At 72.3% G+C, this 25,354-nt stretch carries 31 protein-coding genes; 7 read left to right on the top strand and 24 right to left on the bottom strand.

The annotated features are described in order from the left end of the window. Positions 1–124: 124 nt before the first annotated feature. The 5 genes from IE185_RS09980 to IE185_RS10000 form a co-directional block, all read right to left on the bottom strand. Positions 125–520, bottom strand: a complete 396-nt coding sequence (locus tag IE185_RS09980; protein WP_138898278.1) for a DUF2267 domain-containing protein — start codon at positions 518–520, stop codon at positions 125–127. Between the two features lie 111 nt (positions 521–631). Beyond that, positions 632–1,057 carry an Hsp20/alpha crystallin family protein gene (locus IE185_RS09985; RefSeq protein ID WP_138895129.1) on the bottom strand — a complete coding sequence of 142 codons (426 nt, stop codon included), beginning with the start codon at positions 1,055–1,057 and terminating at the stop codon, positions 632–634. Positions 1,058–1,234: 177 nt separating this feature from the next. Next, complete coding sequence (locus IE185_RS09990) at positions 1,235–1,693, bottom strand: SRPBCC family protein (RefSeq protein ID WP_138895128.1); 459 nt, start codon at positions 1,691–1,693, stop codon at positions 1,235–1,237. Positions 1,694–1,777: 84 nt separating this feature from the next. Continuing rightward, entirely contained in the window at positions 1,778–3,010 is a 1,233-nt protein-coding gene (locus IE185_RS09995; protein ID WP_138895127.1) for an FUSC family protein, read from the bottom strand. A gap of 100 nt (positions 3,011–3,110) precedes the next feature. Further along, positions 3,111–3,614, bottom strand: coding sequence for an allene oxide cyclase barrel-like domain-containing protein (locus IE185_RS10000; RefSeq protein WP_138895126.1), 504 nt, complete (start codon positions 3,612–3,614; stop codon positions 3,111–3,113). Between the two features lie 269 nt (positions 3,615–3,883). Between IE185_RS10000 and IE185_RS10005 the strand changes: the two genes are divergently transcribed. Then, positions 3,884–4,678 carry a VOC family protein gene (locus IE185_RS10005; RefSeq protein WP_138895125.1) on the top strand — a complete coding sequence of 265 codons (795 nt, stop codon included), beginning with the start codon at positions 3,884–3,886 and terminating at the stop codon, positions 4,676–4,678. Positions 4,679–4,748: 70 nt separating this feature from the next. Here the strand turns inward: IE185_RS10005 and IE185_RS10010 are convergent, their stop codons facing one another. Continuing rightward, a complete protein-coding gene (locus IE185_RS10010) occupies positions 4,749–4,952 on the bottom strand; it encodes a chaplin (protein WP_138895124.1) in 204 nt (67 codons plus the stop codon). A gap of 168 nt (positions 4,953–5,120) precedes the next feature. On the opposite strand from IE185_RS10010, the gene IE185_RS10015 reads away from it, so the two are divergent. After that, positions 5,121–5,522 (top strand): protein-tyrosine phosphatase family protein, encoded by a 402-nt coding sequence (locus IE185_RS10015; protein ID WP_373303707.1) that lies wholly within the window; start codon positions 5,121–5,123, stop codon positions 5,520–5,522. Positions 5,523–5,603: 81 nt separating this feature from the next. Here the strand turns inward: IE185_RS10015 and IE185_RS10020 are convergent, their stop codons facing one another. Beyond that, a complete protein-coding gene (locus tag IE185_RS10020; RefSeq protein WP_229843429.1) occupies positions 5,604–6,236 on the bottom strand; it encodes a PP2C family protein-serine/threonine phosphatase in 633 nt (210 codons plus the stop codon). 266 nt (positions 6,237–6,502) lie between these two features. On the opposite strand from IE185_RS10020, the gene IE185_RS10025 reads away from it, so the two are divergent. From IE185_RS10025 to IE185_RS10035, 3 genes are all read left to right on the top strand, one after another. Next, on the top strand, positions 6,503–6,883 hold the full coding sequence (locus IE185_RS10025; protein WP_189715004.1) for a hypothetical protein: 381 nt from the start codon (positions 6,503–6,505) through the stop codon (positions 6,881–6,883). 563 nt (positions 6,884–7,446) lie between these two features. Next, on the top strand, positions 7,447–8,511 hold the full coding sequence (locus tag IE185_RS10030; protein ID WP_138895120.1) for a tetratricopeptide repeat protein: 1,065 nt from the start codon (positions 7,447–7,449) through the stop codon (positions 8,509–8,511). Further along, a complete protein-coding gene (locus tag IE185_RS10035) occupies positions 8,508–9,569 on the top strand; it encodes a polyprenyl synthetase family protein (RefSeq protein WP_138895119.1) in 1,062 nt (353 codons plus the stop codon). The genes IE185_RS10030 and IE185_RS10035 overlap by 4 nt, the downstream gene beginning before the upstream one ends. Before the next feature lie 43 nt (positions 9,570–9,612). Here IE185_RS10035 and IE185_RS10040 read toward each other — a convergent pair whose 3' ends face one another. After that, positions 9,613–10,188 (bottom strand): TetR/AcrR family transcriptional regulator, encoded by a 576-nt coding sequence (locus IE185_RS10040; RefSeq protein WP_138895118.1) that lies wholly within the window; start codon positions 10,186–10,188, stop codon positions 9,613–9,615. 90 nt (positions 10,189–10,278) lie between these two features. Between IE185_RS10040 and IE185_RS10045 the strand changes: the two genes are divergently transcribed. After that, positions 10,279–10,698, top strand: coding sequence for a nuclear transport factor 2 family protein (locus IE185_RS10045; RefSeq protein WP_138895117.1), 420 nt, complete (start codon positions 10,279–10,281; stop codon positions 10,696–10,698). A gap of 57 nt (positions 10,699–10,755) precedes the next feature. Here the strand turns inward: IE185_RS10045 and IE185_RS10050 are convergent, their stop codons facing one another. The 6 genes from IE185_RS10050 to IE185_RS10075 all read right to left on the bottom strand — a co-directional run bounded on the left by IE185_RS10050 (position 10,756) and on the right by IE185_RS10075 (position 14,488). After that, a complete protein-coding gene (locus tag IE185_RS10050; RefSeq protein ID WP_138895116.1) occupies positions 10,756–11,022 on the bottom strand; it encodes a DUF4235 domain-containing protein in 267 nt (88 codons plus the stop codon). Further along, positions 11,022–11,393: a DUF3618 domain-containing protein gene (locus IE185_RS10055; protein ID WP_138895115.1), complete on the bottom strand. Its 372-nt coding sequence runs from the start codon at positions 11,391–11,393 to the stop codon at positions 11,022–11,024. Before IE185_RS10055 ends, IE185_RS10050 begins: the two co-directional genes overlap by 1 nt. After that, positions 11,390–11,809: a phage holin family protein gene (locus IE185_RS10060; protein ID WP_138895114.1), complete on the bottom strand. Its 420-nt coding sequence runs from the start codon at positions 11,807–11,809 to the stop codon at positions 11,390–11,392. Before IE185_RS10060 ends, IE185_RS10055 begins: the two co-directional genes overlap by 4 nt. Positions 11,810–12,008: 199 nt before the next feature. Further along, the gene (locus IE185_RS10065) at positions 12,009–12,620 is read right to left on the bottom strand and encodes a phosphatase PAP2 family protein (protein WP_229843430.1); all 612 of its coding nucleotides are present in this window, start codon (positions 12,618–12,620) and stop codon (positions 12,009–12,011) included. 2 nt (positions 12,621–12,622) lie between these two features. Continuing rightward, positions 12,623–13,702 (bottom strand): YihY/virulence factor BrkB family protein, encoded by a 1,080-nt coding sequence (locus tag IE185_RS10070; protein ID WP_138895113.1) that lies wholly within the window; start codon positions 13,700–13,702, stop codon positions 12,623–12,625. A gap of 141 nt (positions 13,703–13,843) precedes the next feature. Beyond that, complete coding sequence (locus IE185_RS10075; RefSeq protein WP_229843431.1) at positions 13,844–14,488, bottom strand: LysE family transporter; 645 nt, start codon at positions 14,486–14,488, stop codon at positions 13,844–13,846. A gap of 490 nt (positions 14,489–14,978) precedes the next feature. Here IE185_RS10075 and IE185_RS10080 point away from each other — a divergent pair, with 490 nt between their 5' ends. Continuing rightward, a complete protein-coding gene (locus tag IE185_RS10080; protein WP_138895112.1) occupies positions 14,979–15,740 on the top strand; it encodes a class I SAM-dependent methyltransferase in 762 nt (253 codons plus the stop codon). A 16-nt stretch (positions 15,741–15,756) separates the two neighbouring features. Here IE185_RS10080 and IE185_RS10085 read toward each other — a convergent pair whose 3' ends face one another. The 10 genes from IE185_RS10085 to IE185_RS10130 all read right to left on the bottom strand — a co-directional run bounded on the left by IE185_RS10085 (position 15,757) and on the right by IE185_RS10130 (position 25,344). Beyond that, on the bottom strand, positions 15,757–16,257 hold the full coding sequence (locus IE185_RS10085; RefSeq protein ID WP_138895111.1) for a hypothetical protein: 501 nt from the start codon (positions 16,255–16,257) through the stop codon (positions 15,757–15,759). A 113-nt stretch (positions 16,258–16,370) separates the two neighbouring features. Next, positions 16,371–16,931 carry a telomere-protecting terminal protein Tpg gene (gene tpg, locus IE185_RS10090; protein ID WP_138895110.1) on the bottom strand — a complete coding sequence of 187 codons (561 nt, stop codon included), beginning with the start codon at positions 16,929–16,931 and terminating at the stop codon, positions 16,371–16,373. A 17-nt stretch (positions 16,932–16,948) separates the two neighbouring features. Continuing rightward, positions 16,949–19,108, bottom strand: coding sequence for a telomere-associated protein Tap (gene tap / locus IE185_RS10095; protein WP_189715006.1), 2,160 nt, complete (start codon positions 19,106–19,108; stop codon positions 16,949–16,951). Positions 19,109–19,129: 21 nt separating this feature from the next. Beyond that, positions 19,130–19,471, bottom strand: coding sequence for a hypothetical protein (locus tag IE185_RS10100; protein ID WP_229843432.1), 342 nt, complete (start codon positions 19,469–19,471; stop codon positions 19,130–19,132). Positions 19,472–19,619: 148 nt separating this feature from the next. Beyond that, complete coding sequence (locus tag IE185_RS10105; protein WP_229843433.1) at positions 19,620–20,525, bottom strand: DUF6397 family protein; 906 nt, start codon at positions 20,523–20,525, stop codon at positions 19,620–19,622. 108 nt (positions 20,526–20,633) lie between these two features. Then, complete coding sequence (locus IE185_RS10110; RefSeq protein WP_138899354.1) at positions 20,634–21,047, bottom strand: roadblock/LC7 domain-containing protein; 414 nt, start codon at positions 21,045–21,047, stop codon at positions 20,634–20,636. A 133-nt stretch (positions 21,048–21,180) separates the two neighbouring features. Continuing rightward, positions 21,181–21,786, bottom strand: coding sequence for a GTP-binding protein (locus IE185_RS10115; protein ID WP_138899353.1), 606 nt, complete (start codon positions 21,784–21,786; stop codon positions 21,181–21,183). A 147-nt stretch (positions 21,787–21,933) separates the two neighbouring features. Then, positions 21,934–22,347 (bottom strand): DUF742 domain-containing protein, encoded by a 414-nt coding sequence (locus tag IE185_RS10120; protein ID WP_138899647.1) that lies wholly within the window; start codon positions 22,345–22,347, stop codon positions 21,934–21,936. A gap of 31 nt (positions 22,348–22,378) precedes the next feature. Continuing rightward, entirely contained in the window at positions 22,379–22,819 is a 441-nt protein-coding gene (locus IE185_RS10125; protein WP_138899646.1) for a roadblock/LC7 domain-containing protein, read from the bottom strand. Further along, positions 22,816–25,344, bottom strand: a complete 2,529-nt coding sequence (locus tag IE185_RS10130) for a sensor histidine kinase (RefSeq protein WP_189715008.1) — start codon at positions 25,342–25,344, stop codon at positions 22,816–22,818. The genes IE185_RS10125 and IE185_RS10130 overlap by 4 nt, the downstream gene beginning before the upstream one ends. Positions 25,345–25,354: the final 10 nt, after the last annotated feature.

Genomic DNA, 25,354 nt, shown 5'->3' on the forward strand with positions numbered 1-25,354 from the left:
CTTGTGTGCGCTTTCTGTTGTTCTGCGAGGTGTCCCACATCAGCATGCCCCCACTTCAGGAAGGCAGCACCTTATGCGCGGGCCCGCCCGGCCGCCGTGCCGACTCCGCCGAACGCCCCACGGCTCACGACGGCTGGGGGCGGCCGAAGAGGAGGTCGTAGCCGGGAGGCAGCTGGAGCAGGACGCGGCGCATCAGTTCGTCGTCGGCCGCGTCGGCGACGGCGCTGAGAACGGCGCTGACGTCCCAGTTCGCCGTCTCCTCCGTGGCGCCCTCGATCCACGCCGCCGTCGCCCGTACGAACCGCTCGGGCCCGAGCGGCTCGGCGGCGGGCAACGGGTTGAGCAACAGCAGGGCGCAGCCTTCCGGCAGCCGGGCGGCCAGTTCGGACCGCTCGGAGCCCACCACGTGCGCGCCCAGGAGGGCGATCACCACCCTGGTCGCCCGCTCGGCCTCCTGCCGTGAGGGGTACTGGCCCCGTTCCTGCACGGCGGACAGGAACGCGTCCCATTTCATGACCATGCCGCCGGCCTCCCTCGTACGTACGGGTGCTGTGGGGCTCGCGCCCGCTCGGGGCGGGGCGCGGGATGGGGCGGGACCGGGAACGCGGTCGCCGGTCCCGCCCCGCCGGAGTCAGCCGTTGATCTCCTTGGGGCCGCTGCCCCCGGAGATCGAGATCTTGCGCGGCTTGGCCTGTTCCGCGACGGGAATGGTCAGGCGCAGCACTCCGGCGTCGTACGACGCGTCGATGCGTTCGGTGTCCAGCGTCTCGCCCAGGAACATCTGGCGGCTGAAGGACCCGGTCGGCCGTTCCGCGATCAGGACCTCCGCGTCCTGTCCCGCGCGGGAGCGGCGCTCGGCCCGTACGGTCAGCACGTTCCGCTCGACGTCCAGGTCGATCGACTCGGGGTCCACGCCGGGGAGGTCCAGTTCGACGACGAACGTGTCGCCCTGCCGGAAGGCGTCCATCGGCATGGCGGCGGGCCTCGCGCCGGTACCCACCAGCTGCTGGGTGAGGCGGTCGAGTTCACGGAAGGGGTCGGTACGCATGAGCATCATCGGTCACTCCTTTCCCGGATACGGGATGCACATGGCGACAACATCTATATAGCTCGCCGCAGCAAACTTGACAAGCCCCCGCTCAATCCGGCGAGGTCGTGTCGGTACCCCCCAGCACAGCGGCGACGGCCCCGACGCCGCGGAGCGTCAGAGCCGTCGGTTCGCCGCCGGCCGGGGTCAGCCGGGCGTGATGCGGCCGCGCCAGGAGCCGGATTCGCCGTCGCGGTGCTCGATGAACTCCTTGAACCGCCGCATGTCACCCTTCACGCGCCGGTCGATCATGCCGGTCATGTCCGCGGCCTTCTCCGCCGCGCCGCTCGCGTCGATGTCCATCACGAGTTCCACGCGCGTGTGCGTGTCGTCCAGCCGCTGGAACCGGACCATGCCCTTCTGGTGCGTGTCACCGCCGGTGGTACGCCAGGTGATCCGCTCGTCGGGGAGCTGGTCGACGATCTCGGTGTCGAACTCGCGCGTGACGCCGCCGATCTTCGTGGTCCAGTGGTTGTGGCGGTCGTCGATCTGCCTGACTTCCTCCACCCCCTCCATGAAGTTCGGGAACTCCTCGAACTGCGTCCACTGGTTGTAGGCGGTGCGAACGGGGACCTCGACCTCTACCGTCTCCTTCACCGTGCTCATCTGCGCCTCCTCTTGGGTGACGCGCGGCAGCGTGTCTGCCGCGCGGATCTTGGCACGAGCACCGGGTACCCGGTCGTCGCGTCCCTAGTCGAGGGTTTCCTCGGGAGCCTCACGGGACCGGCCGAGGCGCAGCCTGCCGCGGAGCTTGTCCACCACGGGGTACTTCTCCCGCTGTTCCCGCGACTGCCGGTCCAGTTCCTCCACCAGCCGCATGGACCGCTTCTCCACGTCCAGCTCGTCCAGGATCCGGTCGATCTCGGCCAGCAGCGCGCCGTGCAGCTGCCACTGGCGCGGGTGCTCCTGCACGCCGTCGAGCAGCAGGTGCGCCACGATCTCGCGGCTGGCGCGGCTCGCGGCGAGCTCGCTGACGAGCCGCTCCTCCGCCTCCTCGGCGTTCACGCTGACCTGCGTGGTGATGAGTACGGCGAAGCTCTCGACCGCACGGGCCATGTGGACGAACAGCTCCGAAAGGCCGGTCGCGATCTCCTGCGGGAAGAGCGGCTCGTCCGTACGCGCCTTGGCGAGGTCGGTCAGGGTGCGGCACGCCGTACGGAGCACCACGGCGCAGATCTCCAGGGTGTCCAGGCCGGTGCGCAGGACGACCCGGAAGAGCAGACCCTCCTTGACCCGGGGATTCAGGCGGAGGCTGTCCTCCGCCTGCCGCAGGGAGGCGTCGACCTCGACGATGTCGTGGTCCAGCCGGCGCGCGTCGTGCAGCACCTCGGCGGCGTCCGCCACGGTCGTGTGGCCGCGCACCTGGTCCCCGAGCCGGACGAACAGGTCGCGCATCCGGCCGGCGAGGCCCTCGATGGCGGCGCTGGCGGGCTGCACCCAAACCGGCGGGGCGAACAGGACGTTGAAGAGAAGTCCGACGACCGCCCCGATCAGCGTCTCCAGTACCCGGTCCCAGGCTGTCGCGGCAACCCGCGTCACCCCGAGCACCAGCATGGCGCTGATCGCCACCTCGGGCACGAACTCACCGGCCTTCACGAACCGGCCGATGGTCAACGAGGCGAGGATGATGAGCCCGAGGCTCCACCAGCTCAACCCGACCAGGGAGCTGAATCCGATGGCGATGACCACCCCGGCCACCACCGAGTTCATGCGGCGCATGCTGGTGGTGAGGGTCGCGTACAGGGTGACCTGGACGACGAGCAGTGCGGTCAGCGGGGCGGTCAGCGGCGCCGGTTCGCTGCTCAGCGCCAGGGCGACGACGTAGGAGATCACTGCGGCAACCGTGGACCTGACGGTCTGTACGACCACGGGTTCTTTGTGCCGCTTGACGAGGTTCAGCAGCGGGTCGGTAACTTCAGGCACCCTAGGCTTGTTCCCCCTCTCCCCCCACACAGGCACCATCCGCCGTCAATCACCCGACCGCCCGCCCCGGTGGCGGGGCGGGCGGTCGGCGTACCACTCGTCAGTCGTCGAGGCTGATGCGCAGCTTGGCGTAGTCACCGTGGAAGACGGCCTCGACCTGACCCTCGGCGTCCTCGTACTTGCCGGTGCCACCGGTGATCGCGGCGTCGCCGCCGTACGGGCCGTGGCCGCGGTAGTCCACGGTGCCGCTGACGGTGATGCTGCCGTGGTCGGTGCGCAGCACGCTGTGGCACTGCGCGATGACGCTGTGGGGCGTCACCTCGACGGCGCTGCAGTGGGCGGTGGCGTCACCGATCTTCTTGCCGACCTTGCCCTTCTTGATGTCGTACAGGTACGCGTACGACGTCCAGTCGCCGCCCTTGCGCAGCTTGTGCGGCATGCTGTCCGAGTGCTTGTGCGCCAGCCAGTTGAGCACCTTCGCCTTGGACTCGGCCTTCGGCGCCGGGGCCGCCTGGGCGGTGAGGGCGAAGGCGCCCGTGACCGTCATCGCCATGGCGGCGGTGGTCACGGCGGCGGACAGCTGTCGGGCACGGAAGCGGAGCATGGAACCTCCAGAGGATGAGAGGGATCGCCAGGCTGGGACCACGGGCGAGATCGCGAGCCCACCTCAACGCACGGAAGCGGCCGGAGGTGATCGCCACGGGCGTGGAGTCACTCACCTGGTTGCGTACTGTCACCCCTTCGGCCTTGCGGGGCCCGCGCGCGGAAGCGGTCGGACGCGGCGGCCGGCGCAGACGCGAGCCCTGCACACGGGTATATGACTGGATACCGTTATGAATACGGACCAATCACCGAGCAGGAGAGAGCGAAACGATGGCCGCGCAACCAGAGGGCGTTCCGTGCTGGGCCGACGCGATGTTCACCGATGTGGAAGGTGCCAAGAGCTTCTACGGCGACGTGCTGGGCTGGACCTTCGCCGAGAGTTCGACCGAGTACGGCGACTACACCCAGGCGTACTCCGACGGCAAGGCGGTGGCCGCCGTCGTCCCGCCGATGCCCGGCCAGGACGCCCCGTCGTCCTGGTGTCTGTACCTCGCGTCGCCGGACGTCGCCGCCACCGCGCGGAAGATCACTGACAACGGCGGCGAGGTGCTGATGGAGCCGATGCAGGTCGGCGACTTCGGCTCCATGCTGCTGGCGAAGGACCCGGGCGGCGCCGTGTTCGGCGTGTGGCAGGCGGGCCGGCACGAGGGTTTCGAGAAGCGCGGCGAGCCCGGAGCGTACGCCTGGGCCCAGGTCTTCACGCGCGCCCCGGAGAAGTCGGACGCCTTCTTCCCCGCCGTCTTCCCGTACACCGCGCAGCGGATGGAGGACGACGCGATCGACTTCAAGGTCTTCAACGTCGGCGACGACGCCGTCCTGGGGCGGATGACGATGACGGACGACTTCCCGCCGGAGATCCCGCCGTACATCCAGGTGTACTTCACCGTCGAGGACTGCGACGCGGCGGTGGCGAAGGCCACCGAGCGCGGCGGCACGCTGCACTTCGGGCCGATGGACAGCCCGTTCGGCCGGTTCGCGGCGCTGGCGGACCCGCAGGGCGCGGCGTTCGCCGTGATCGACCTGACGACGACGAGCGGCGAGATGCCGAAGATGTCGGCCGCCTGACGCGGTACGGCCGGGCGCGCGGGCCGCGGGGAGCGTGACTCACCCGCGGCCCGCGGCGCGGCGGCGGTGACTACTTGTTGAAGCAGCGGTTGCCGAGGGCCGGGTTGAGCAGCCCGATGACGTTGACGGTGTTGCCGCAGACGTTGATCGGGGCGTGGATCGGGATCTGGACGAGGTTGCCCGAGAGGAAACCGGGCGAGCGCTTCACCTTGCCCTCGGCGTAGGCGTCGGCGCTGGCGGTGCCCGCGCCGGCGAGGACGGCGGATGCGGCCAGGGTGGCGCATCACTTCGCGGCGCCACCCGGACGGACGCGGATGTTCACACCCCTGCGGGCGGATCGCCCGGACGAGCCCCGGGTGTGCCGCTTCCTCTCCGAAGCCTCGGACCACCTGCCTAGAGTGGACGCGTGAGCGAGAAGTGGGGTCCGTCCGACGCCGGGGTGATGAGGCTGCCCTCCGGCCTGCTCGTACGCGGCCGGGGCCTGCGCCGTCCGCTGCCCGCGGGTCCGGCGCCGTCCTTCGCGGTCCACCTGCTGGGCAAGGAACCGCCGCCGGTGGCGTGGGAGGCCCGTTTTCTGCGCTGGCCGGACTTCCGGCTGCCGAGCGACCGCCGCCAGGCCCGGGACGTACTGGCAGAAGCCCTGGAGCGGGCGGCCGGCGAGCGGGTGGAGATCGCCTGCGGCGGCGGGCGCGGACGCACCGGTACGGCGCTGGCGTGCCTGGCCGTCCTGGACGGGGCGCCGCCGGACGAGGCCGTGGCGTACACCCGTCGGCACTACCACCCGCGCGCCGTGGAGACTCCCTGGCAGAAGCGCTTCGTGCTGCGCTTCGGGGACGAGGCGTGACCCGGCGGGTCCCCCGCCGCCCGCGCGCGTGCTTCCCGCCGGCTCGGCGTCGCACCCGCGCCGGCCGTCCCCCCGGTCCACTCAGTCCGCCTGGACGGCGAGCAGGCAGGCGTCGTCGTCGTGGGCGCTGCGCCTGTACTCGGCGATGATCCGGTCGAGGGTCTCGCCGGGCGAGAGTCCGGGGTTGTCCGAGAGGCTGCGGCTGAGGTTGCCGATGCCCTCGGCGATGTCCTCACCCCGGCGTTCGACCACACCGTCGGTGTAGAGGAGCAGCAGGTCACCGCTGCGCAGCGGCACCTCCGCGGTCTCGTACGCGTACCCGGGCGTCAGGCCGAGCAGCGGGCCGAGGTGGTCGGAGGGGAGCGGTGACACCTCATTGCCCCGCCGCAGCAGCGGAGGCGGATGACCCGCGCACGCCCAGCGCAGGACACGGTCGTGGTCGACATGCCCGGTGATCATGGTCGCGGTCATCGCGGACGCGTCACTGCACAGCAACTCGTTCAGCCACGTCGTCATCTCGCCCGCCGAAGCGCCCGTCTGGGCGAGGCCGGCGAGGGCGTGGCGCTGCTGCGCCATCCGGGCCACGGCGTCCAGCCCGTGGCCGACGGCGTCTCCGATGGCGAGGAGCGCCCGCCCGTCCCGCAGTCGCCGGCACTTGTACCAGTCACCGCCCACCGCCGCGTCGTGCTCGGCCGGCAGGTAGGCGGCGGCCACGGTGAGTCCCAGCTCGGCCAGTTCCGCGGAGTGCGCCGGCAGGAGGGTCGTAGGTTCCGCCCCCGAGCCGCGCGAACGCTCAGCGCCACCCGGCCGGCTGTGGCGGGAGCCCGGGGGCGCCGGTCAGGTGGTGCCGAAGGCCCCTGCCGGTCGGGACCTTGGTCCCGTGTGGGGCGCTTTCAGGGCGGACACACCCGCATCACGAAGAGCGCCAGGGAAGGAAGACAATGCGCTGGATCGCGCTGGCCAGAGCTCGACTGAAGCGGGTGACCGACGCCGTTCTCCCGCCCCGCCCCGCCCCCTGCGAACCGGCGTCGGACGCGTTGCTCGTACAGGCGCCCATGGGAGGGGAGTGCTGGAACTGCGTCGAGCGGCGGCAGATCAGCTGGCGGATCACCGGGGGCCTGGACCACCCGTGCTGCGTCCTCCTGGAACGCAGGACCGAAGAAGGGGAGTGGTCCGAGGCGGCGGTACTCGCCTCCCAGGTGGACCCGCGTGCGCTGCGGGCCTCGGTCGTGGTGCCGGAGCTGCCCGAGGGCCCGTACCGCGTGCGCATCACGTCCCCCGAGCTGCTGTACGACGCCTGCAGCCCGCCCCTGACCATCAGCCGCGGCGGCACCGCCCACGCCCCGGCGCGCACCCGGTGAAGGAAACACAAGCCATGACCCCCGCTGTCGCCGCGACCGCCGCCGCGCCGGCACCCTCCGAGGCCGGACGGCCTGCCGGCCCGGACCTTGCTGTGGGCCGGCGTATCGCCCACTGCCGCGCGGAGGCCGGCCGCCGCCGCCCTCGGTGTGCCGCTCGGCGACCCGCGAGGGCCGACCCGGCTGAGCGGCCGGCGGATCCGTACGTGAGGACGGGGGCCGCGCGGGCCGCACCACGCGGGATCTGACGGGCGGGCACCGGCCCGGCGGAGAACGCCCGGCTGCGGGAAGGAGTTGTCGCCAAAGGCCCCGGAGGCACTGGCCGTGCCGGCGGGCTGTGCCCGGAAAGCCCGGCGGGGGGCGGCCGGAGAAAACACAGCGGGCGTGAGCAACCCCGCGCGCGCTGCAGCCGTCTTGATCCACAACAGGACGGTCCGCCGCGAGAGCGTCGGCGGTCCCCGGATCCCCGAGCACCAGGGTTCGAGAACCGGCCATCTATACACAGTGCGTATACATGCTGTGCATAGTCGCCGCGCCGCCGCCCTGGCCGCGCACGAAAGGCACCCATGCACAGCAAGGCATTCGCCCCGGAGTACCAAGGCGCCCTCACCGCGCTGTCAGTGAACTCCTCCCTTACGGACGTACTGGAAGAGGGCACGCGCCACTTGCGGGCGGCCGAGGCCTCCGGTGAGCAGCGGGAGGTGGCACGTTCCGGGCTGGCCGTGGCCGAGGCGCACCGCAGGCTGGGCAACGTCGAGGAGGCCGACCGGGCGTGGAAGGCCAGTTACCGGGCGGCCCGTTCGGCCGGTGACCTGGGGGCCATGGCCTGGGCCTTGTGGAGCGGCGGGACGCTGGCCCGGCAGCGGGGCGCGCTTGCGCTGGCGTTCCGGCTGCTGAGGCTCGCGGCCGACCTGGGCAAGCGGGGCGGGGACGTCGTCGCCAGGGGGTACTCCCTGGCCGGCCTGGCGGAGACCGGACGCATCCAGGGCGACTACCAGGCCGTCGCCGTACTGCACGAGCAACTGCTCGCCGAGGCGCGGCAGCGCGGCGAGGCCCGCCACACCGTGTGGGCCCTGGAGGGCATCGCGCAGATCCACCGCAACACCGGCTCCTACGACACGGCGCTCGCGATGTTCGAGGAGGCGGCCGACATCGCCGGGAAGGCCGACGACCGGCGGGGCAGGGCGTGGGCCTTGCGCGGCATGGCTGACATCGTTTCCCTGCGGGACGACCCGGAGCGCGCCCTGGCTCTGCTCGGCGAGGCCGAACTGACCTGCCGCGAGATGAACCTGTCCAGCGCGCTCGCCTACAACCACAAGATGCGCGCCAACGTGCTCTACCGGGCCCGCCGTTACGAGGAGGCCCGCCAGGTGTACGAGCAGGCGCTCGCCGAGTTCCGCGCCATGAGCGAGCCGCGGGGCGAGGCACTGGCGCGTCTGGGGCTGGCCAAAGCGCGCGCCCGTCTCGGCCGGGGCCACGCCGAGACCGCCGCCGAGCTGGGCGAGTTGCGCCGTACCCTCGACCGGATCGGCCTGCGCCACGCCCGGGAGATGGTCGACAAGGCCCACGCCGAGCTCGGCGTGCTCCCCCTCGCCACCGCCGGCGACGACGCCGAGGGCGGCCGACGATGACGCCGCCGGTGACGACCCGGGCCACCGCGCCGCAGATCCTCGACCGCTGCCGCGCACTCGTGCGGCCCGCCCTCACGCAGGCGGTGCGGCGCCTCCATCCGTGGCCGGCCGAGATGGCCGCGTTCTCGCTCGGCTGGAGCGAGGTGGGCGGCAGGCCGGTGCCGGACCCCGGCACGGGCTCGCACGGCAAGGGGGTACGCCAGGCACTCACCGTGCTCGGCGCCGAGGCGGCGGGCGGGTCCGGCGCCGACGCGGTCGCCGGCGCGGTCGCCGTCGAGCTGATCCACACCTTCTCGCTCCTGCACGACGACATCATGGACGGCGACGAGACCCGGCGGCAGCGCCCGAGCGTGTGGAAGGCGTACGGCACGGGCCCGGCGGTGCTCGCGGGAGACGCGTTGTTCGCCCTGGCCGTGGAGACCCTGGCCGACTCGCGGAACGTACACAGCGGGGCGGCCGTGCGGCATCTGGCGGGGACGCTGAGCGACCTGGTGCGCGGGCAGGCCGAGGACCTGCTCTTCGAGGCCCGGCCGTGGACGGGCCCCGAGGCGGTGTCCCCCGGGGAGTACCGGACCATGGCCGGCCACAAGACCGGCGCGCTGCTGGGCTGCGCGGCGGGGCTGGGCGCCGTACTGGCCGGAGCTCCGGCGGCCACGGCCGACGTCCTCACCCGGGCGGGACGGCACCTGGGGGTGGCTTTCCAGGCCGTGGACGACCTGCTGGGGATCTGGGGCGACCCGCGGGTCACCGGGAAGCCGGTGCACAGCGATCTGCGCCGGGGGAAGAAGACGTACCCCGTCCTCGCGGCGGTGTCGGCGCGGGGCCCGGCCGCGCGGGAACTCGTGGCGCTCCTCGCGTCGGACGGCTCCCTCGACGACGCGGACGCCCGCCGGGCCGCCGCGCTCGTCGAGGAGGCGGGCGGGCGCCGCGCCGCGCTGGCCGAGGCGCACCGCCACCTGGACCGTGCGCGCGGCTGCCTGGAGAGCGTCCCGCTGGAGCCGGCGGCGGTCGGGGACCTCCTCACGCTCGTGCCGTTCCTCGTCGACCGCAGGTTGTGACGGCGGGGCGTCGTGGGGCGCGGCGCGGACGGCGCCGGGAGCGTCAGCCGGCGCCGCTGATGCGGGCGGACTCCAGCTCCAGCAGCCCGCGCGCCGTCTCCCTGGCGTCGTCGGCCGCGCCGGCGTCCCCGGAGACGGCGGCCGTGGAGATCGCGCCCTCGACCAGGAGGAGGAGCGAGCGGGCCAGCCGGGCGGAGTGGCCCGCCTCGGTGACGAGGCCGGCGAGATGGTCCCTGAGGGCGTCGACGTGGTCCCGGGCGGCCCGCGCGACGGCGTCCGACGTGGCGCCCAGCTCCCCGAAGGAGTTGACGAAGGCACAGCCGCGGAAGGCCGGCTCCGCGAACCACTCCCGCAGCCAGTCGAAGACCGCCAGGATCCGCTCCTCCCCCGGGCGCCGGGCCTCGACGTACGCCGCCAGGGACGCCCGCCACCGCACGTCACGGCGGCGCAGGTAGGCCTCCACCAGGTGGTCCTTGGAGGGGAAGAGCTGGTAGAGGCGCTTGAGGGAGGCTCCCGACGCGTCGCGGATCTCGGCCATGCCGACCGCCTGCAGGCCGCGCCCGTAGAAGAGCTCCTCGGCGGCGTCGAGGATGCGGGTCTCTTGTGTCGCGGCTTCCATGCCCACTTCCCCTTGCGAGAGAATCACCGTTCTCCTAGGCTATCGAAGACAAGGGAGAACGTCCGTTCTCCCTTGTTGGAGGGGAGAGCCATGACCGACAAGAGGCCGCCGTTCCCACCGTTCACCGAGGAGACCGCCCGGCAGAAGGTAAGGGCCGCCGAGGAGGCGTGGAACACCCGGGACCCCGAACGGGTGGCCCTCGCGTACACCGAGGACTCCGAGTGGCGGAACCGCGACACCTTCCTGCGGGGGCGCGCCCAGATCGTGGAGTTCCTGCGCGACAAGTGGCGGCGCGAGCTCGACTACCGCCTGCGCAAGGAGCTGTGGGCCTGCACGGACGACCGGATCGCCGTCCGCTTCGAGTACGAGTGGCACGACGAACAGGGCCAGTGGTTCCGCAGCTACGGCAACGAGAACTGGGAATTCGCCGCGAACGGTCTGATGCGGCGCCGGTACGCGAGCATCAACGACCTCCCGATCACGGCCGACGAGCGACGCGTCGCGCTCTGAACCGGCAGGGCTCACCGAGCACGCCGCGCGCCGCTCGGGCGGCGTACGCACCGCGGCTCAGCCGGGCCACGTTCCGGTCAGGCGGCGCACGGTGGTGGCCCCGCTGCGGTCCACCGCCGCCTTGACCGCGGCGAAGATGGCGCCCTGCACGGCGGCCGCGATGAGGATTTCCCGCCAGCCACGTTCCTCGTCGGTGGCGTCGGGGGCGTCCTCGTCGTGGCCGACGACCTTCCACACCTGCTTGAAGGCCGCACCGGCCAGGGCGCCGCTCAGGGCGCCCAACACCATGCCGACCGGCTTGTAGGCAACCTTGGACGCCTTCATCAGCACTTCCCGTCGCGTCGCGTCACGACGACGGCCACGGCGATCGCCGCAGCCACCAGCCCGGCCAGTACGAGCACATTGCGGTGGGTGTGCGTGCCCGCGCCGTGCGTCGCGCCGGCCTCGGGACCGCGGGGGTGCATCTTGCGGCCCAGCACGTGGGCGGTCCCCGAGAGCTGCTCGTTGGCGGAGGCGGCCTTGTCGTGCACCATGCCCTTCACCTTGGCCGCCTTCTGCTGCGCCTGCGCCTTCACGTCGGCCTTGGCGGCCAGTGCCTCGACCGTCCGGCCGAGCTCCGCGCGGGTCCGCTCCACCTGCGCCCGCAGCTCGTCGGGGTCGGGCGAGGAACCATCACCCTTTGCCTTGTCCGTCATCGCCGTGCCCTCTCCTTGATCTCGGCCACGTCGGCCTTGACGCTGCTGATGGCCCGCTCGGGGGCGGCCGGCGTGGCCCGGCCGACCTGCTTCTTGCCCATCAGGGCGAGGACCGCGGCCAGGACGAGGAGCGCGCCCGTGACGACCAGCGCGGCGAGCCACAGCGGCCATACGAGGTCCAGCGCGACGATCGCCGTGGCCACCGCGGCCTGCAGCGCGAGGATGCCCACCAGGCCGGCTCCACCCAGCAGACCGCCGCCGACCCCGAACCGTTTCCCCTTCTGCTGCATCTCGGCCTGCGCCAGGCGCAGTTCCTGCCGCATCAGCTGGGAGATCTGCTCCGACGCGTGCTTGACCAAGTCCCCCACCGACCGATCGGCGTCCCTGCGGGGCGGTTGGTCCACTGACGTGCTCATCCTCGTGACCTGCCTTTCCTTGCCGCTCTCGCCCGCGCCCGACAGGGCGCCGACGCTGACCCGCTCGCTGGTGGCTGTCGTTTCAAGTCGTAACCGCTCGCTCGGGTGCCCGCCAGCCGACACCCCACGCGGCGCGGACCGACGGACACGCCCGATGGCCGCATCCGCGGCGCCGGTCCGCTCCCGCGTCCGGCGCGCCCTACAGCAGGAGGCGCAGCAGCAGGCGCGGCGCGTGACGTACCAGCAGGGCGCTCCCCACACCGATCGCGGCACCGGCCGCGACGTCGCTGGGGTAGTGCGCACCTGCCTGGACGCGCTGCACGGCGACCATCCCGGCCGGAACCGCGGCCGCCGCGCCCACCCAGGGCGAGGTGAAGGCCACCGAGACGGTGAACCCCACGGCGGCGGCGGTGTGTCCGGACGGGAAGGACGAGCTGTCGGGCCGCTCCTCCGCGCCGTTGTGCGGAAGCATGTCGGCGGGGGGCCTGCGCCGCTCGTACAGCGGCTTGCACACCCCGTTGGCGATCAGCTGCGCGGCGAGCATGCTCGCCACCCCCTCGACCGCGGCCCGGCGTTGCGAGGCGCCTCCGAGGGCGGCCAGGGCGAGGGCCGCGCCCCACCAGAGCTTGGTCCGCTCGGCCGCGGACTCCACGGCCGGCAGCACCTGTAGGGCCCACGGCGACTCCCAGGAGGCCGCCCGGTGGGTGAGTCGCCTCTCGAAGCGGTGCAGGTCGTGGAGGAAGCGCGTCACGGCTTCCTTGGACCGTGCGACGCCGACGCCGTCGACACCCCTGCCCTGGTGTTCCGGCACGGTCAGTCGCTGCCCATCTCTTTGCGGTCCTGATCGGTCCACTTGCGCGTGTCGCGCGGTTCGACGTAGGGCTCCTCGTCGCTGGGATGACCGCCGACGATGGCACGTTCACGGGTCATCTCCGCGTCGAACTCCAGCCCCAGCAGGATCGCCAGGTTCGTGATCCACAGCCACACCAGGAAGATGATCACACCGGCCAGGGCACCGTACGTCTTGTTGTACGAGGCGAAGTTCGCCACGTACAGCGCGAATAGGGCGGAGGCGATCATCCAGATCACCAGCGCCAGGAAGCTGCCGGGCGTGACCCACTTGAAGCCCCGGCCCCGCGCGTTCGGCGAAGCCCAGTACAGCAGCGCGATCATGATGGTGACCAGCACGACGAGGACCGGCCACTTCGCGATCGACCAGACGTTGAGAGCGGTGTCGCCGATCCCCAGCGTCTGGCCCAGCTGCCGGGCCAGACTGCCCGAGAACACCACGATCAGCGCGCTGACGCACGCGATGATCATCAGGGCCAGTGTCAGGACCAGCCGCAGCGGCGTGATCTTCCAGACGGGCCGGCCTTCGGGGATGTCGTAGACGGCGTTGGAGGTGCGGATGAACGCCGCCACATAGCCGGAGGCCGACCAGAGCGCGCCGAGGAGACCGACGATCGCGATGATCGATCCCGTTCCGCTGCCGCTCGCCTGCAGTTGTTCCACCGCTCCGGTGATGACGGTGCGGGCGGAGCCGGGCGTCAGCTTGGCGATGTTGTCCAGGACGGCCTTCGTCGCCGACTCGCCCACGATGCCCAGGATCGACACCAGCACCAGCAGGGCCGGGAAGAGCGCGAGGATGCCGTAGTACGTCAGCGCGGCGGCCCGGTCGGTCAGCTCGTCGTCCTTGAACTCCGCCATCGTGCGCTTGAGCACCGACCCCCACGACTGCTTGCCCAGCTGGGTGGGCGTGTCGGGAGCGTCCCGTTCCACTTGCGGGTCCGGACCCGCACGGCTGCCGGACTCCGCGTCCGGCCCGGCGTCCGGCGGACGCTGGTCGCGGTCGGGATCGTCGTCTCCGTGCTCTTGCTGCCACTTCGATGCCATGTCCTACGAGTAGCCGCAAAGCGCCGGCCCCGCACGCGGAGACGGCCGTGCATCCCGGCGGTTGGGCTGGGATTCGTAGTCCGTTCGAGTGAACCGCCCGTTCGTGCCGCTCGTCCGGGTGTATGGCCCCGACCTGGCCGGTCACCCCGGGGCGAACGTGCCCTGGAGGAGGAGGTGAAGGGCGAAGGCGATGATCAGAGCACTTGACGCCATGGCGGTGACGAGCCGTCCGCGGCTCCCGGTCAGCGCTCGGCCCAGCAGCGCCCCGCCCCCCGCCAGAAGGAGCTGCCAGCTGGCGGACGCCACGAAGGCGGCGAGTACGAACACGGCCTGTTCCGCGTGGTCCGGCGGGCCCGTACTCCGGCTGCCGAGCACCAGCGCGGCGAAGTAGATGACGGTGGTGGGGTTCATCATCGTCATGCCGAGCAGGGCCAGATAGGCCCGGGCCGCACCGGCCTGCTCCTCGTCGCCGCCGGTCGCCGTGCGGTGCTCGCGGTACTGGCTGAGCGCCTCGAGCCCGCCGCGGACCGCGAGGCCGATCAGCACGCAGGCCGAGACCCAGCGCAGGGGCAGCACGATCGGCTGGATGACGGGGCTGAGCGCGGACCCTCCGACGGCGGCGATCAGGGCGCACAGACCGTCGGCGGTCGCGACGCCGAGCGCGGCGCAGGCGCCGGTCTTCAGGGACGTACGAGCCGTGAGCGACACCAGGTACGCCGCGACCGCGCCCACGGGCATGGCGATGCCATAGCCGACGAGGAGCCCCGCGACGAGGGCGGCGATCACGGGCGGACGAGCATCGGCCTTCGCGATGGGCCGGTCCGCTGCTGGACTCGCGTCGGCAGGGGGCGGAGGTCAGCAGCGGGAAGGCGATGGTCGTGGTGTCCCTGGGCAGATCCTGACGGCCGCGCGGCCGGCCGGGCTCGGATTTCGTACGGAAGCGGTTCGGATGGTCCGACGGCGTGCGGGTGGAGGCGTTCGCACGTCCACGTCGAAGCCGCCGTGCGGGCGCAAGGTATGCGCACGTCCCGTCGGAAGCCCGCCTGCAGGCGCAAGGTATGCACGTCCCCGTCGGAGGCGGCGTCGGCCGCCCGGGTCAGGGCGACCACCCCGGGCCGCGGCGCACGCGCATGCCCGGCGCCCGGTCAACGGCCTCGGCGACGGCCTCACGGGCGTACGGCCGGGCATGGCGCGGTCATGGCCGGCGGGCCTCCTGCCAGCGGGAACGCAGGGAAATCGCTTTGCTTCGCTCCCGTTCCGGGGTGATCATCCGGGTATGTCACGCACCTTTGACGAACTGGTGGCCGAGGCGCGAGCCGTCTCGGTCGACGGCTGGGACTTCTCCTGGCTGGACGGCCGGGCCACCGAACAGCGCCCCTCGTGGGGGTACCAGCGCACGATGGCCGAGCACTTGGCCCGTGCGTCGGCCGCGCTGGACATTCAGACGGGTGGCGGGGAGGTCCTGGCGGGCGCGCCGAAGCTGCCGCCGACCATGGTGGCCACGGAGTCGTGGCCGCCCAACGTCGCCAAGGCGACGCGGCTGCTGCACCCGCTCGGCGCCGTCCTGGTCGCGGACTCGGACGAACCGCCGCTTCCGTTCGCCGACGGCGCCTTCGACCTGGTGACCAGCCGTCACCCGGCGACGGTGTGGTGGGAGGAGATCGCCCGCGTGCTGCGGCGCGGCGGCACGTACCTCTCCCAGCACGTCGGTCATTCCAGCGTCTTCGAACTTGTCGAGTACTTCCTCGGTCCGCAGCCCGAGGAGGTACGCCGCGCGCGTCATCCGGACGACGAGCGCCGGGACGCCGAGGCGGCGGGCCTGGAAGTGGCCGACCTGCGCTTCGAACGGCTGCGGATCGAGTTCTTCGACATCGGCGCGGTGATCTACTTCCTGCGGAAGGTGATCTGGATGGTCCCCGGCTTCACCGTCGACGAGTACCGCGACAGGCTGCGGGAACTGCACGAGAAGATCGAGAACGAAGGACCGTTCGTCGCCCACTCGACCCGATTCCTCATCGAGGCCCGCAAGCGGGGCTGAGCGGGCGCGCTTTCCGCTACCTGCCCAACACGCCGGCGCTGTAGAGGTAGAGAGCGACGACGCCGGCCACGCAGACCAGGACCACGAACGAGCCGAAGCTCGTGTGTCTCCCCCGCCGTCGGGGCGTGGCAGAGCCTGTGGAGCGGCCGGCCCCACGGGAGTTCCGGGTGCGGCCGGGGCGGACGGAGCGGCCCGCGCGCGAGGGGACGGGCACGCGTGGGGCGGCGTCGACCGCGGCCTCGGCGAGCAGGCGGCGGCAGGTCGCGGCGAGTTCCCCGGTTCCGGCAGCCAGCGGCACGATCGCCTCCGAGCGGGCCGGGGCCGTCGTACCGCCGTCGAGGATGCGGCCGGCGCGGACGAGGATCTCGCCCCGGCCGCCCGCCGGTGCGAGGCTTATCCAGCGCCGCACGTGCTCGCCCCTGATGACCACTCCCCCGGCGCGGTCGCGGTACACGGTGTGCTCCCGCCACAGCACGTCGGCCAACTCGCTGGCGATGTCCCTCAGTTGCCCACTCATGCGTCCCCCTTCGCGGTACAGCGCGTCGATCGAAGAACGCACTCTAGCGGCAGGTACACACCAACTCGGCGCGGGGGCCTCGGCCTCTGGGCGGCCGGCGACCCCGGGTGCTTCTAGCGGTAGTCGAGCTCGATGTAGTCGATGTCGTTCAGTTCCACCTGGAGGCCGGGCGCCCGGCGCCCCCGGTCCTTGAAGTACTCCTCCTGGAGCCCTTCGGCGGCGATGCGCTGGAGCTGCTGCTCGGTCGCGCCCGCCGCCTGGGCGTCGAAGAGGCGGCTCGCGTACGCGGGCGGCAGATGCTGGGTGATCAGCCGCAGCCTGCTGTCGTCCGTGGAGCCCGGGGCCGCCGTGAATCCGAACCGCGCGCGGGTCTCGATCACGATGCCGGTGGTGCTCGCGGCCTGCTTCTTGGCCCGCTCCCGGACCTTCGGCTGCCAGTTCTTGGCCACCTCCGTGGCCAGGCGGGCGGCGAGGTCCCTGCGCGGCCGCTTGAACTGACCCGTGAGGTAACGCTCCACGGTCCGCTGCGAGGTGCCCAGCCGCTCGGCCACAGCCTTGGTGGAGCCCCTCTCGTGCTTCACCAGGAACCGCATCTGCGCCTGCGCCGACTTCGGGAGAGGCCGGGTGAACGTGTTCGCCTCGGCCTTGTCGAGGCTGTCGCCCAGGATGCCCATCGCTGACCCCTACTTCTCTATTCGCCGTCGGCCGACGCGTCGCCGCCCTTGATGTGCCGGGCGGGGTTGTGACCTTGGTCGAGCATCTGCACGGCCCACATCATCGGCCGGCTGCCCTCGCACTTGACCATCCCGGGTGAGACGCCGAGCCGGAACCCACCGGGCAGCGGTTTGTCGTCGGGCGTGCGCGGAAGGAAGTCCAGCGGCGAGGGGCCGTCGGACAGGTACACGGCGCAGTCGGAGAGGACCGCGATCGGGAACCGTCCGACGCCTGCGAGTTTGAGCATCTTGCGGTGCATGTTGATACGGGCGGCGGAGATCACGGCGGCACGGATGTCGGGGCGCCACGTCGGGCGTTCCAGGGCCGGCCAGCGGTCACCGGGCCGGTATCCGAGACCCTGGGGGCGTTCGCGGAGCTTGCCGATGCCGCCTTTGACCGTGGCCTTCACCGCGGACAGGACAGCCGCCTGCCCGGTGTCGACGTGCTTGTGCTTGTCCATCGCCTCGAGGAAGTCGGCCTCGCTCATGCCGGAGACGACACCGAGCCGCTCCATGGTGGCCATGTACGCGTCGCGCAGCCGCGTGTACCAGGCGTCGAGGTAGGCGGCGTGCTCCCGACGGACGTACGCCTCGGCCGGCCGTACCTGGTGCCCGAGTTCCACGGCGTAGGCCACGGTCGGCGTCGCGTACCAGGCCGGACCGGCCGGGCGTTCGCCGTGCGGGGTGAACGGGTTGGGGAGGCGCGGATCGATGTCGACGTGGGACAGGTCGACGAGCCAGCTGCCGGGCAGCTTCGGGTCGAACGCCGGGTGGTGGAGGTGCGTCGCGGGTCCTACGCCGACGTTGAGCCGGTTCGCGGCGGCGGCGAACGCCATGTTGACGTCGATGCCGACCGCGTACGGCTTCGCGCACTCCTCGTCGGTGAGCAGCTCCGGGTCGCGGATCCACTCGTACGCCTCCTCGTCGAGGACTTCGGCGGGGGTGCGCCGGTGGCCTCGTGGGTACAGGGCGGCGACGACCGGGTGTTCGTCCGGGGCTTCCGGCGGCGCGGGGTCCACCGGAGCGGTGAGCGCACCGGGGTTCGGGCCGGACGACCACGTGCCGGTCGTCGCGTCCTTGACCGCACGGGTGGGCGGGCGCAGCGCGGTCATCAGTTCCAGGCCGGAGACGGCGCAGGAGCCGCGGGGGGTGATGACCCTCGTCGCGTACGTGCCGAGAACCTGCGCGAGATCCGCCGCCGGGAGGTGCGCGGCGTCGCCCCAGGCGCGGGGGTCGAGCGCGCCCCAGGGCACCACGGCGAACTGGACGCACTGGCGCCGGCCTGCCTGCGCCGGGCGGTAGACCCTGGCCCAGGGGCCGAAGCCGCGCTGGGTCGTCTTCCATTGGGCCCGCGTGATCTGCTGGTTGACCTTGTGGTCGGCGGGAAGGCGCAGCGCTCGCCGGTCCTCCAGGACGGCGGGGAGGCCGAGCCGCTCGGCGGCCGCCGCGGTGATGACGATCAGCGGGTCGGCGTCCTTGCCGTGGCGGTGCAGCCGGGGCGCTCCCAGCCGGGCCTCGGTGAGGGTCCAGTCGACCAGGGCCGGCACCGTTGTGGCCGGGCAGTCGAGCACCAGGCCGCCGACGCAGTACGCCGATCCGTCACCGTCGAGTACCGCGAGCGGGCCGTTGGCGAAGTTCGGATCGGCGGCGGCCCGCGCGGAGGCGGGCGCGTGCGCCGTCGGCTGCCCGGCCGGCGGCCGGCGTGATGCCGAGGAACCAGGGGCGGTGGGCGCCTTGGACGGGGTGCGGGCCGGGGGCGGCCCGGCATCCCCGGGTCCTACCGGCGGCGGGCTTTGCGGTCCCGGCGCGGTGGGAGCGGCCTGCGGTGCCCGGGTGGCGGCAGGCGCCGGCTGTTCTGCCGTTGCCGGAGCACTCCGGGGAGGTGACGCGGTGGCCAGTTGGGTGGCGATGCCTTCGAGGAGCTTGGCGTAGGCGGCGCGGGTGACGCCCTGCGGTTCGCTGCGGCCGGCCTCCCACCCGGCCACGGTGGTGCGGGTGACGTCGAGCGCGGCGGCGATCTCGGCCTGGGTGAGGCCGTAGTCGGTGCGCAGCCTGGCACGCTCGGCCGGCTCGGGCAGGTGGGTGCGGCGCGGCCCGGACTTCAGGAGGGCGTCGACGGGGTCGGGCTTGCTCGCCATGCGGCGCTCGCTCCTTCGGTGTCAGTCGTTGTCGGTCGCGGATGTGCGGTGCGGGGCGGCGTCGAGGAACTCGCGCAGGTGCCGGCCGGTGAGGATGCGGGCGGGGTTGCGGCCCGGGGGCAGCGGAAGCCGGCGCCCCAGGGCCCACTGGAAGCGGGCGGCCGGGGCCAGGTCGAAGGCGTACTTGCCGCCCGCGGTGTCGTCCGGCTCGGATCCGACGATCCGGAAAGCGCCCACACAGACCCCGCCGTCGACGAAGGCGAGCAGGAAGTCCCCGTGCTTCCCGACGGTCTGCGTGGAGAAGCGCCACCACCGGGCCGCGCCTTCCGCGACGGTCTGGCCGTTGCGAAGCGACTGCCTCACGTCCACCGCGAGCATCCGTCCCCGTCCCGTTCGATTCCTTGTTATCCCACGGATGCGATCCTAGCCCAGATCAACCTTGTTTATAGGCCGATAAAGCTGTGTCGCAGCAGCCGTCGCAGACGCCCCGCGCGGTCAGCGGGTCAGCGGGTCAGAGGCCCCTGGGCTCCTCCCGCCCCCGGCGGCGCAGCCACGCCCGAAGCCCCCGGGAGGTTTCCGGCGCAGGGGCGCAGGCAGGGGCGGTGGCGGGGAGTGGCCGGCGCGTCTCCGGGCGCGGTGCGGGGCGGTGCTCGCGTGCCTCGTCCAGGCACAGCGCGAGACTCACCCGCTGCCAGAGGATCTCGTCCGGGTCGTCGGCCAGCACCAGCCGGTCCATGGCCTCGCGCGCGGCGGGCGATTCGCCGTGACGCTCCACAAGTCCCGGCCGGAGCTTGGTGAGGTACGCGCGCTCGTACGGGTCGTCGACGACCTCCGCGAGCTGGACGGGGTCGAGCACGGAACTCATGATCGCCGCCTGCTCCCACGGGTCCTCCGTCTGCCGCGTCAGCAGACTCAGGCGCCGGCTCCGCCAGTTGCGGGCCCGGCGGTCCTCCCGCGCGTCGAGCACGGCGCGCATCTTCTGCGGAGACCTGCCGGTGAGCAGCGCGGGGTGACCGTCCGCGAACTCCGTCAGTTCTTCGGCGAGATACAGCCAGACGACGGCCCGGTAGCGATTCAGGTAGAACTTGACGGGGGTGATGTACCCGGCGCGGGCCAGCTTGCCGAACCGTACGGGGCTGATGCCCATCAGCTGCGAGCCCTCGGTGGTGCCCACGGTCCGGACACGCTCACGCAGCGTCTCCAGACGCGGGTCGGCCGCCCGGAGCCGGTCGACTTCCTCGCGAGCGACCCTGCGGTGGCCGCCGTCACTGTCCACCGACGTACGGATGTGTCCCAGCAGGACGGCGAGGTCGAACTCGCTGCGCTTCAGGCCCAGTTCCTGGATGGCGCGGGACGCGGCGAGCGGCTTTCCCGTCGGCGCGGCTTCGGCGGTGCGGTGTGCTGCCTGTACGGCCATGATCGTCTCCCCGTGAGATCCGAATACTCTCGGTGACGACCGTAGCCTGGATGGCGCGTCGCCCGCCCGGCCTGTGGAAAACTCCACGGCCGGGCGAGAACGCACAGGTCAGAACTCGTGCGTCGAGCCGAGCCCCGGCTGCCTCGCGGCCACGCCGAGGTGTTCACCGACGCGGTTCACCAGCAGGGTCATCTCGTACGCGATCTGCCCGATGTCGGCTTCGGCGGCGCTCAGTACGCACAGACAGCTGCCGTCGCCGGCCGCCGTGACGAACAGAACCCCCTCGTCGAACTCGACCATCGTCTGGCGGACCTTGCCGGCCCGGAAGTGCCGGCCCGACCCTTTGGCGAGGCTGTGCAGGCCCGACGACACGGCGGCCAGGTGCTCGGCGTCCTCCCGTGCCAGACCCGTGCTGGCCCCGGTCACGAGGCCGTCGTTGGACAGCACCAGCGCGTGCCGCACGCGTTCGACACGACTGGTCAGGTCGTCAAGAAGCCAGTCGAGTCCTTTGTCCAAAGCCATGTTTGGGCCTCCCCGTTCATTTGTTCCCCGTTGCCCTGGTCGTCGACCAGCCTTCCCCACTGTCGTCGTCGCGGCAAGCACGTGTTTCCACTGGTGCTCCTGGGCGCGGTGGGGCACTGGGTGTACGGGCGCCTCAGCCGACCGTGTCGAGCAGCCGGGCGGTGTGCATCCTTCCGGCGTACTCGACGAGACGCACGAGAACCTCCTTGCCCGAATCGCGGTCCCTCGCGTCGCACAGGACCACCGGTGTCCCCCGGTCGAGGTCGAGAGCGCGGGAGACGTCGTGCGCCCCGTAGGCCCGCGACCCGGCGAAGCAGTTGACCGCGACGACGAAGGGGATGTGGCGGTGCTCGAAGTAGTCCACGGCCGGGAAGCAGTCCTCGAGGCGGCGGGTGTCCGCCAGGACGACGGCTCCCAGGGCTCCCTGGGACAGTTCGTCCCACAGGAACCAGAACCGGTCCTGCCCCGGCGTCCCGAAGAGGTACAGCGAGAGCCCGGACCGGATGGTGATGCGTCCGAAGTCCATGGCGACGGTCGTGGTGGTCTTCCGGTCGACGCCTCCGGTGTCGTCGACCGTGCGGCCGGCCTGGCTGAGCTGCTCCTCGGTGCGCAGCGGCCGGATCTCGCTGACGGCGCCGACGAGGGTGGTCTTGCCGACCCCGAAGCCACCGGCGACCAGGATTTTCAACGCGAGGGCGGATGTCTGACCGGCCTTGTCGTCGGAGTATTCGGAGCCCATCGATCACTTCTCTCAGGAGAACGGTCGGCATCGGTGCGTCCCCGTCGCGCGTCGCGCCGAGCAGGCGTGCCGCGGCGGGGGTTCGGCGGCGTGGTGGGGACGGGGTGGGGTGGGTGCGGTGGGACAGGGCGGTGGCGTGAGCCGGTGTCAGAGGGCACGCAGGCCCTCGATCACCTCCTTCAGGATCCGTTCGTCCGGCAGCTGCGCGGGCGGTACCGGCCGGCTGACCTTGACGTAGCCGGATTCGAGGAGGTCGCCGAGGAGTACGCGGACCACGCCGACGGGCAGGTCGGCGCCCGCCGACAGTTCGGCGACGGACTGCGTCTCCAGGCGGCACAACGCCACCAGGGCACGGTGTTCGGGTCCGAGCAGCGATTCCTCGGCGCTGCCCGGCGCGTCCTCGGCGAGGTCGACGAGCGCGATGAAGTCGAAACGCGCGCCGCCGGGGCCCGGTTCGGTCCTGCCGCCGGTCATCGCGTACGGGCGTACCAGGGGGCCCGCCTCGGCGTCGTACCAGTGGCTTCCCTGGAGGGTGGGGTCGGTGGCTCTGTCCTCGGTCATGTGCGGTGCCGCCTTCTGTGCGGTCGTACGGTCAGCCCGCGGCCGGCGGCTGGGCGGTGAAGCGCGGTGGCGTGTACAGGTGCTCGCCGACTCGCTTGACCAGCCGGGCCATCTCGTAGGCGATGAGACCGATGTCGGCCGTGGCGGAGCTCAGCACGGCGAGGCACGAGCCGTCACCGGCTGCCGCGACGAACAGCAGGCCGTCGTCCATCTCCACCAGCGTCTGGCGTACGTCACCGACGCGGAAGTGACGCCCCGCCCCCTTGGCGAGGCTGTTGAAGCCGGACGCCACAGCCGCCAGGTGTTCGGCGTCCTCGCGGTTCAGCGCGCTCGACGCGCCGACGGCCAGGCCGTCGTTGGACAGCACGACCGCGTGCCGTACCTCGCTCACCCTGGTCACCAGATCGTCAAGCAGCCAGTCGAGTTCACCGGAACCCTGGGCGGTTCGGGTCGTCCTCTCGTGCTCGATCATTTCTGATCTCCTTCTCTGCCGCGGGTCCATCCGCTGCGGTATGCCGTCATTCGGTCCCTCACCTGTTCCGGTGTGCGTTCCTTGGCGGCGTCGTCGGAGGAGGGGTCCGAGGACGGCGGTCCGGGCGGCGGGGGCGCTTCGCGCAGTTGGGGGACGAGGCTGGCCTGCCGGACCCTTCTCGGGAGCCCGCTTTCGTCGTTCCCGGGAACGTCCGGTCGCGGGGTGCGGTGGTGCGGGCGCAGCGCGGTGACTCCGGCCGGCTGCCGTGGCGGGGGCTCGGGCGACGGCTGCACGGCGAGTACGGGGCGGGCGGCCTGTGCGGTGGAGACGCCCGCGTTCGTACGGGCAGGGCGGGGCTCCGGGGCGAGGGCGGGCCCGAACCGGGGCTCGCCCTCGGCGTTCCCTGGAACGCCGTCCCGCCGCTGCGCGCGAACGGCGGCCGGCTGCGCGCCTTCTCCCTCGGTGACGAGGCTCTGGAGCAGCGCGATCGGCAGGAGGACGACCGCCGTCGTCCCGCCGAATGGCGAGGTGCGCAGGTGGACCTTGATGCCGTGCCGGGCGGCGAGTCTGCTGACGACGAAGAGGCCGAGCCGGTCGCTGTCGAAGAGGTCGAGCGCTTCGGACTGTTCGATCCTCCGGTTCGCCCGGGACAGCGATTCCTTTCCCATGCCGAGTCCGCGGTCCTCGATCTCCAGGGCGTAACCGTTGCCCACGGGTTCGCCGGTGACGCGCACCTTGGTGTGCGGCGGGGAGAACTGGGCCGCGTTCTCGACGAGTTCCGCCAGGAGGTGGGTCAGGTCGGCGACGGCGGTGCCCGCGACGGCTGCCTCGGGCAGCGGGCGTACCTCCACGCGCGCGTAGTCCTCGATCTCGGACACCGCGGCGCGTACGACGTTGGTGAGCGGTACGGGCATGCGCCAGGCGCGGCCGGGAGCCGCACCGGACAGGATGATCAGACTCTCGGCGTGCCTGCGCATGCGGGTCGTGAGGTGGTCGAGGCGGAAGAGGTCGCCGAGTTCGCCCGGGTCGTCCGCGCGGCGTTCCATGCTGTCGAGCAGGTTGAGCTGGCGGTGGACGAGGACCTGGCTGCGCCGGGCGAGGTTGACGAAGATGCCCGATACACCGCTGGCGAGTTCGGCGCGTTCCACGGCGGCGCCGACGGCCGCGCGGTGCACAGTGGCGAGGGCTTCGCCGACCTGACCGATCTCGTCGTCGGCGGGCGGTCCCTGGGGGGCTTCCGCCTGGATGTCGATCTCTTCGCCGGCGCGGAGCCTGTCCATGGCGTGCGGCAGTTTGCGCCGGGCGATCTCCAGGGCGCTGTTGCGCAGGCTGACGAGCTCGACGACGAGCCGGCGGCCGATGCGCACGGAGATGACGAGCGAGGCCGCGACAGCCGCTAGCCCGAGGAGTACGGCCGCTCCGGACGGGGTGAGGGCGCGGGCGAGTGGGCCGACGCGCCCGGCCGCGTTGCGTTCGGCCCGCGCCCCGATGTCGCGCACGGAGCGCTGGACCGCGCTGTGGGCGGCTTCCCAGGTCGCCGCGGGGACGGCCTGTGCGGCCTTGCGACCGGGCGGCGCCGCGCTGATCTTGTCCTCGGCTGCGAGCACGTCGGCGTACGCGCTCTCGCCGGTGAGTGCGCGCCAGGCCGCGCGCTCCGTGGGCGGCAGGTCGGCGACGGCGGACTCGGTGAGGTGTCTGCGGGTCTCGGCCGCTCCCGCGAACCGGCGCTGGCGCCGCGCGTCGAAGGTGCGGGTGAGCTGCGCGGAGGAGAGCAGAGCGTCCTCACGCGCGAGCATCTCGCCTGCCCGTGCGAACTCGAGCCGTACGCGTGCGTCGGCGCCGAACCGGGCCTCCTGGACACCGGTGAGCGCGCCGCTGACGCCGAACGCGTCCTGGATGGTCCGCGTGTACTGCTCGTACGTCTCGTCCCAGTCGGCGCCCCGGTCGAGGACGCGGGTGCGCAGTGTGCGCAGCCGTTCCGTGCCGGAGACGAAGGTGGTGAGTCGGGCCGCGACCTCGCCGGGGAGGTCCGCGCCGTCGGCGACGGTGTGTTCGTCGTCGAGGCGCAGGACGTCCACCGCGCTGTCGGTGCGTTTCGCCTGCTGTTCCAGATCCTCCGCGCGGTCGTCGTCCGGCGACGCGAGGTAGCGCACGGCGGCGCGGCGCTCGGCCTGGAGTTCGGCCACGGTGGCGGTGACCGGTGTGCGCACCTCTTCGTCGACGCGTACCAGCCGCTGTTGCACGGCGACGTCCTGGGCCGTCGTCACGGTGGCGAAGGCCCAGAGAGCGAGCAGGGAGACGACGGGCACCATGAGCAGGGAGACGATCTTCGCCCGTACCGTTCTCGGGCGCAGTCGCCACCGTTCCCGGGAAGCCGCCGGGGGACGCGCCCGTGTACGGGTGCCGCCGCCGGCAGCTGCGGTGTTCTCGTCGGCGGGGGGACCCGCGTGCGCCCGCCGTCCACGCGCGGGGGGCGCGGATCGGGATGGTGTCTCGGCGCCCGGGGTCCTGCGGGGTCTGCGCATGGCCTCCTCG

Origin of the sequence: Streptomyces chryseus (assembly GCF_014650755.1) — a bacterium.
In the GTDB taxonomy this organism is placed as follows: Bacteria; Actinomycetota; Actinomycetes; order Streptomycetales; family Streptomycetaceae; genus Streptomyces; species Streptomyces chryseus.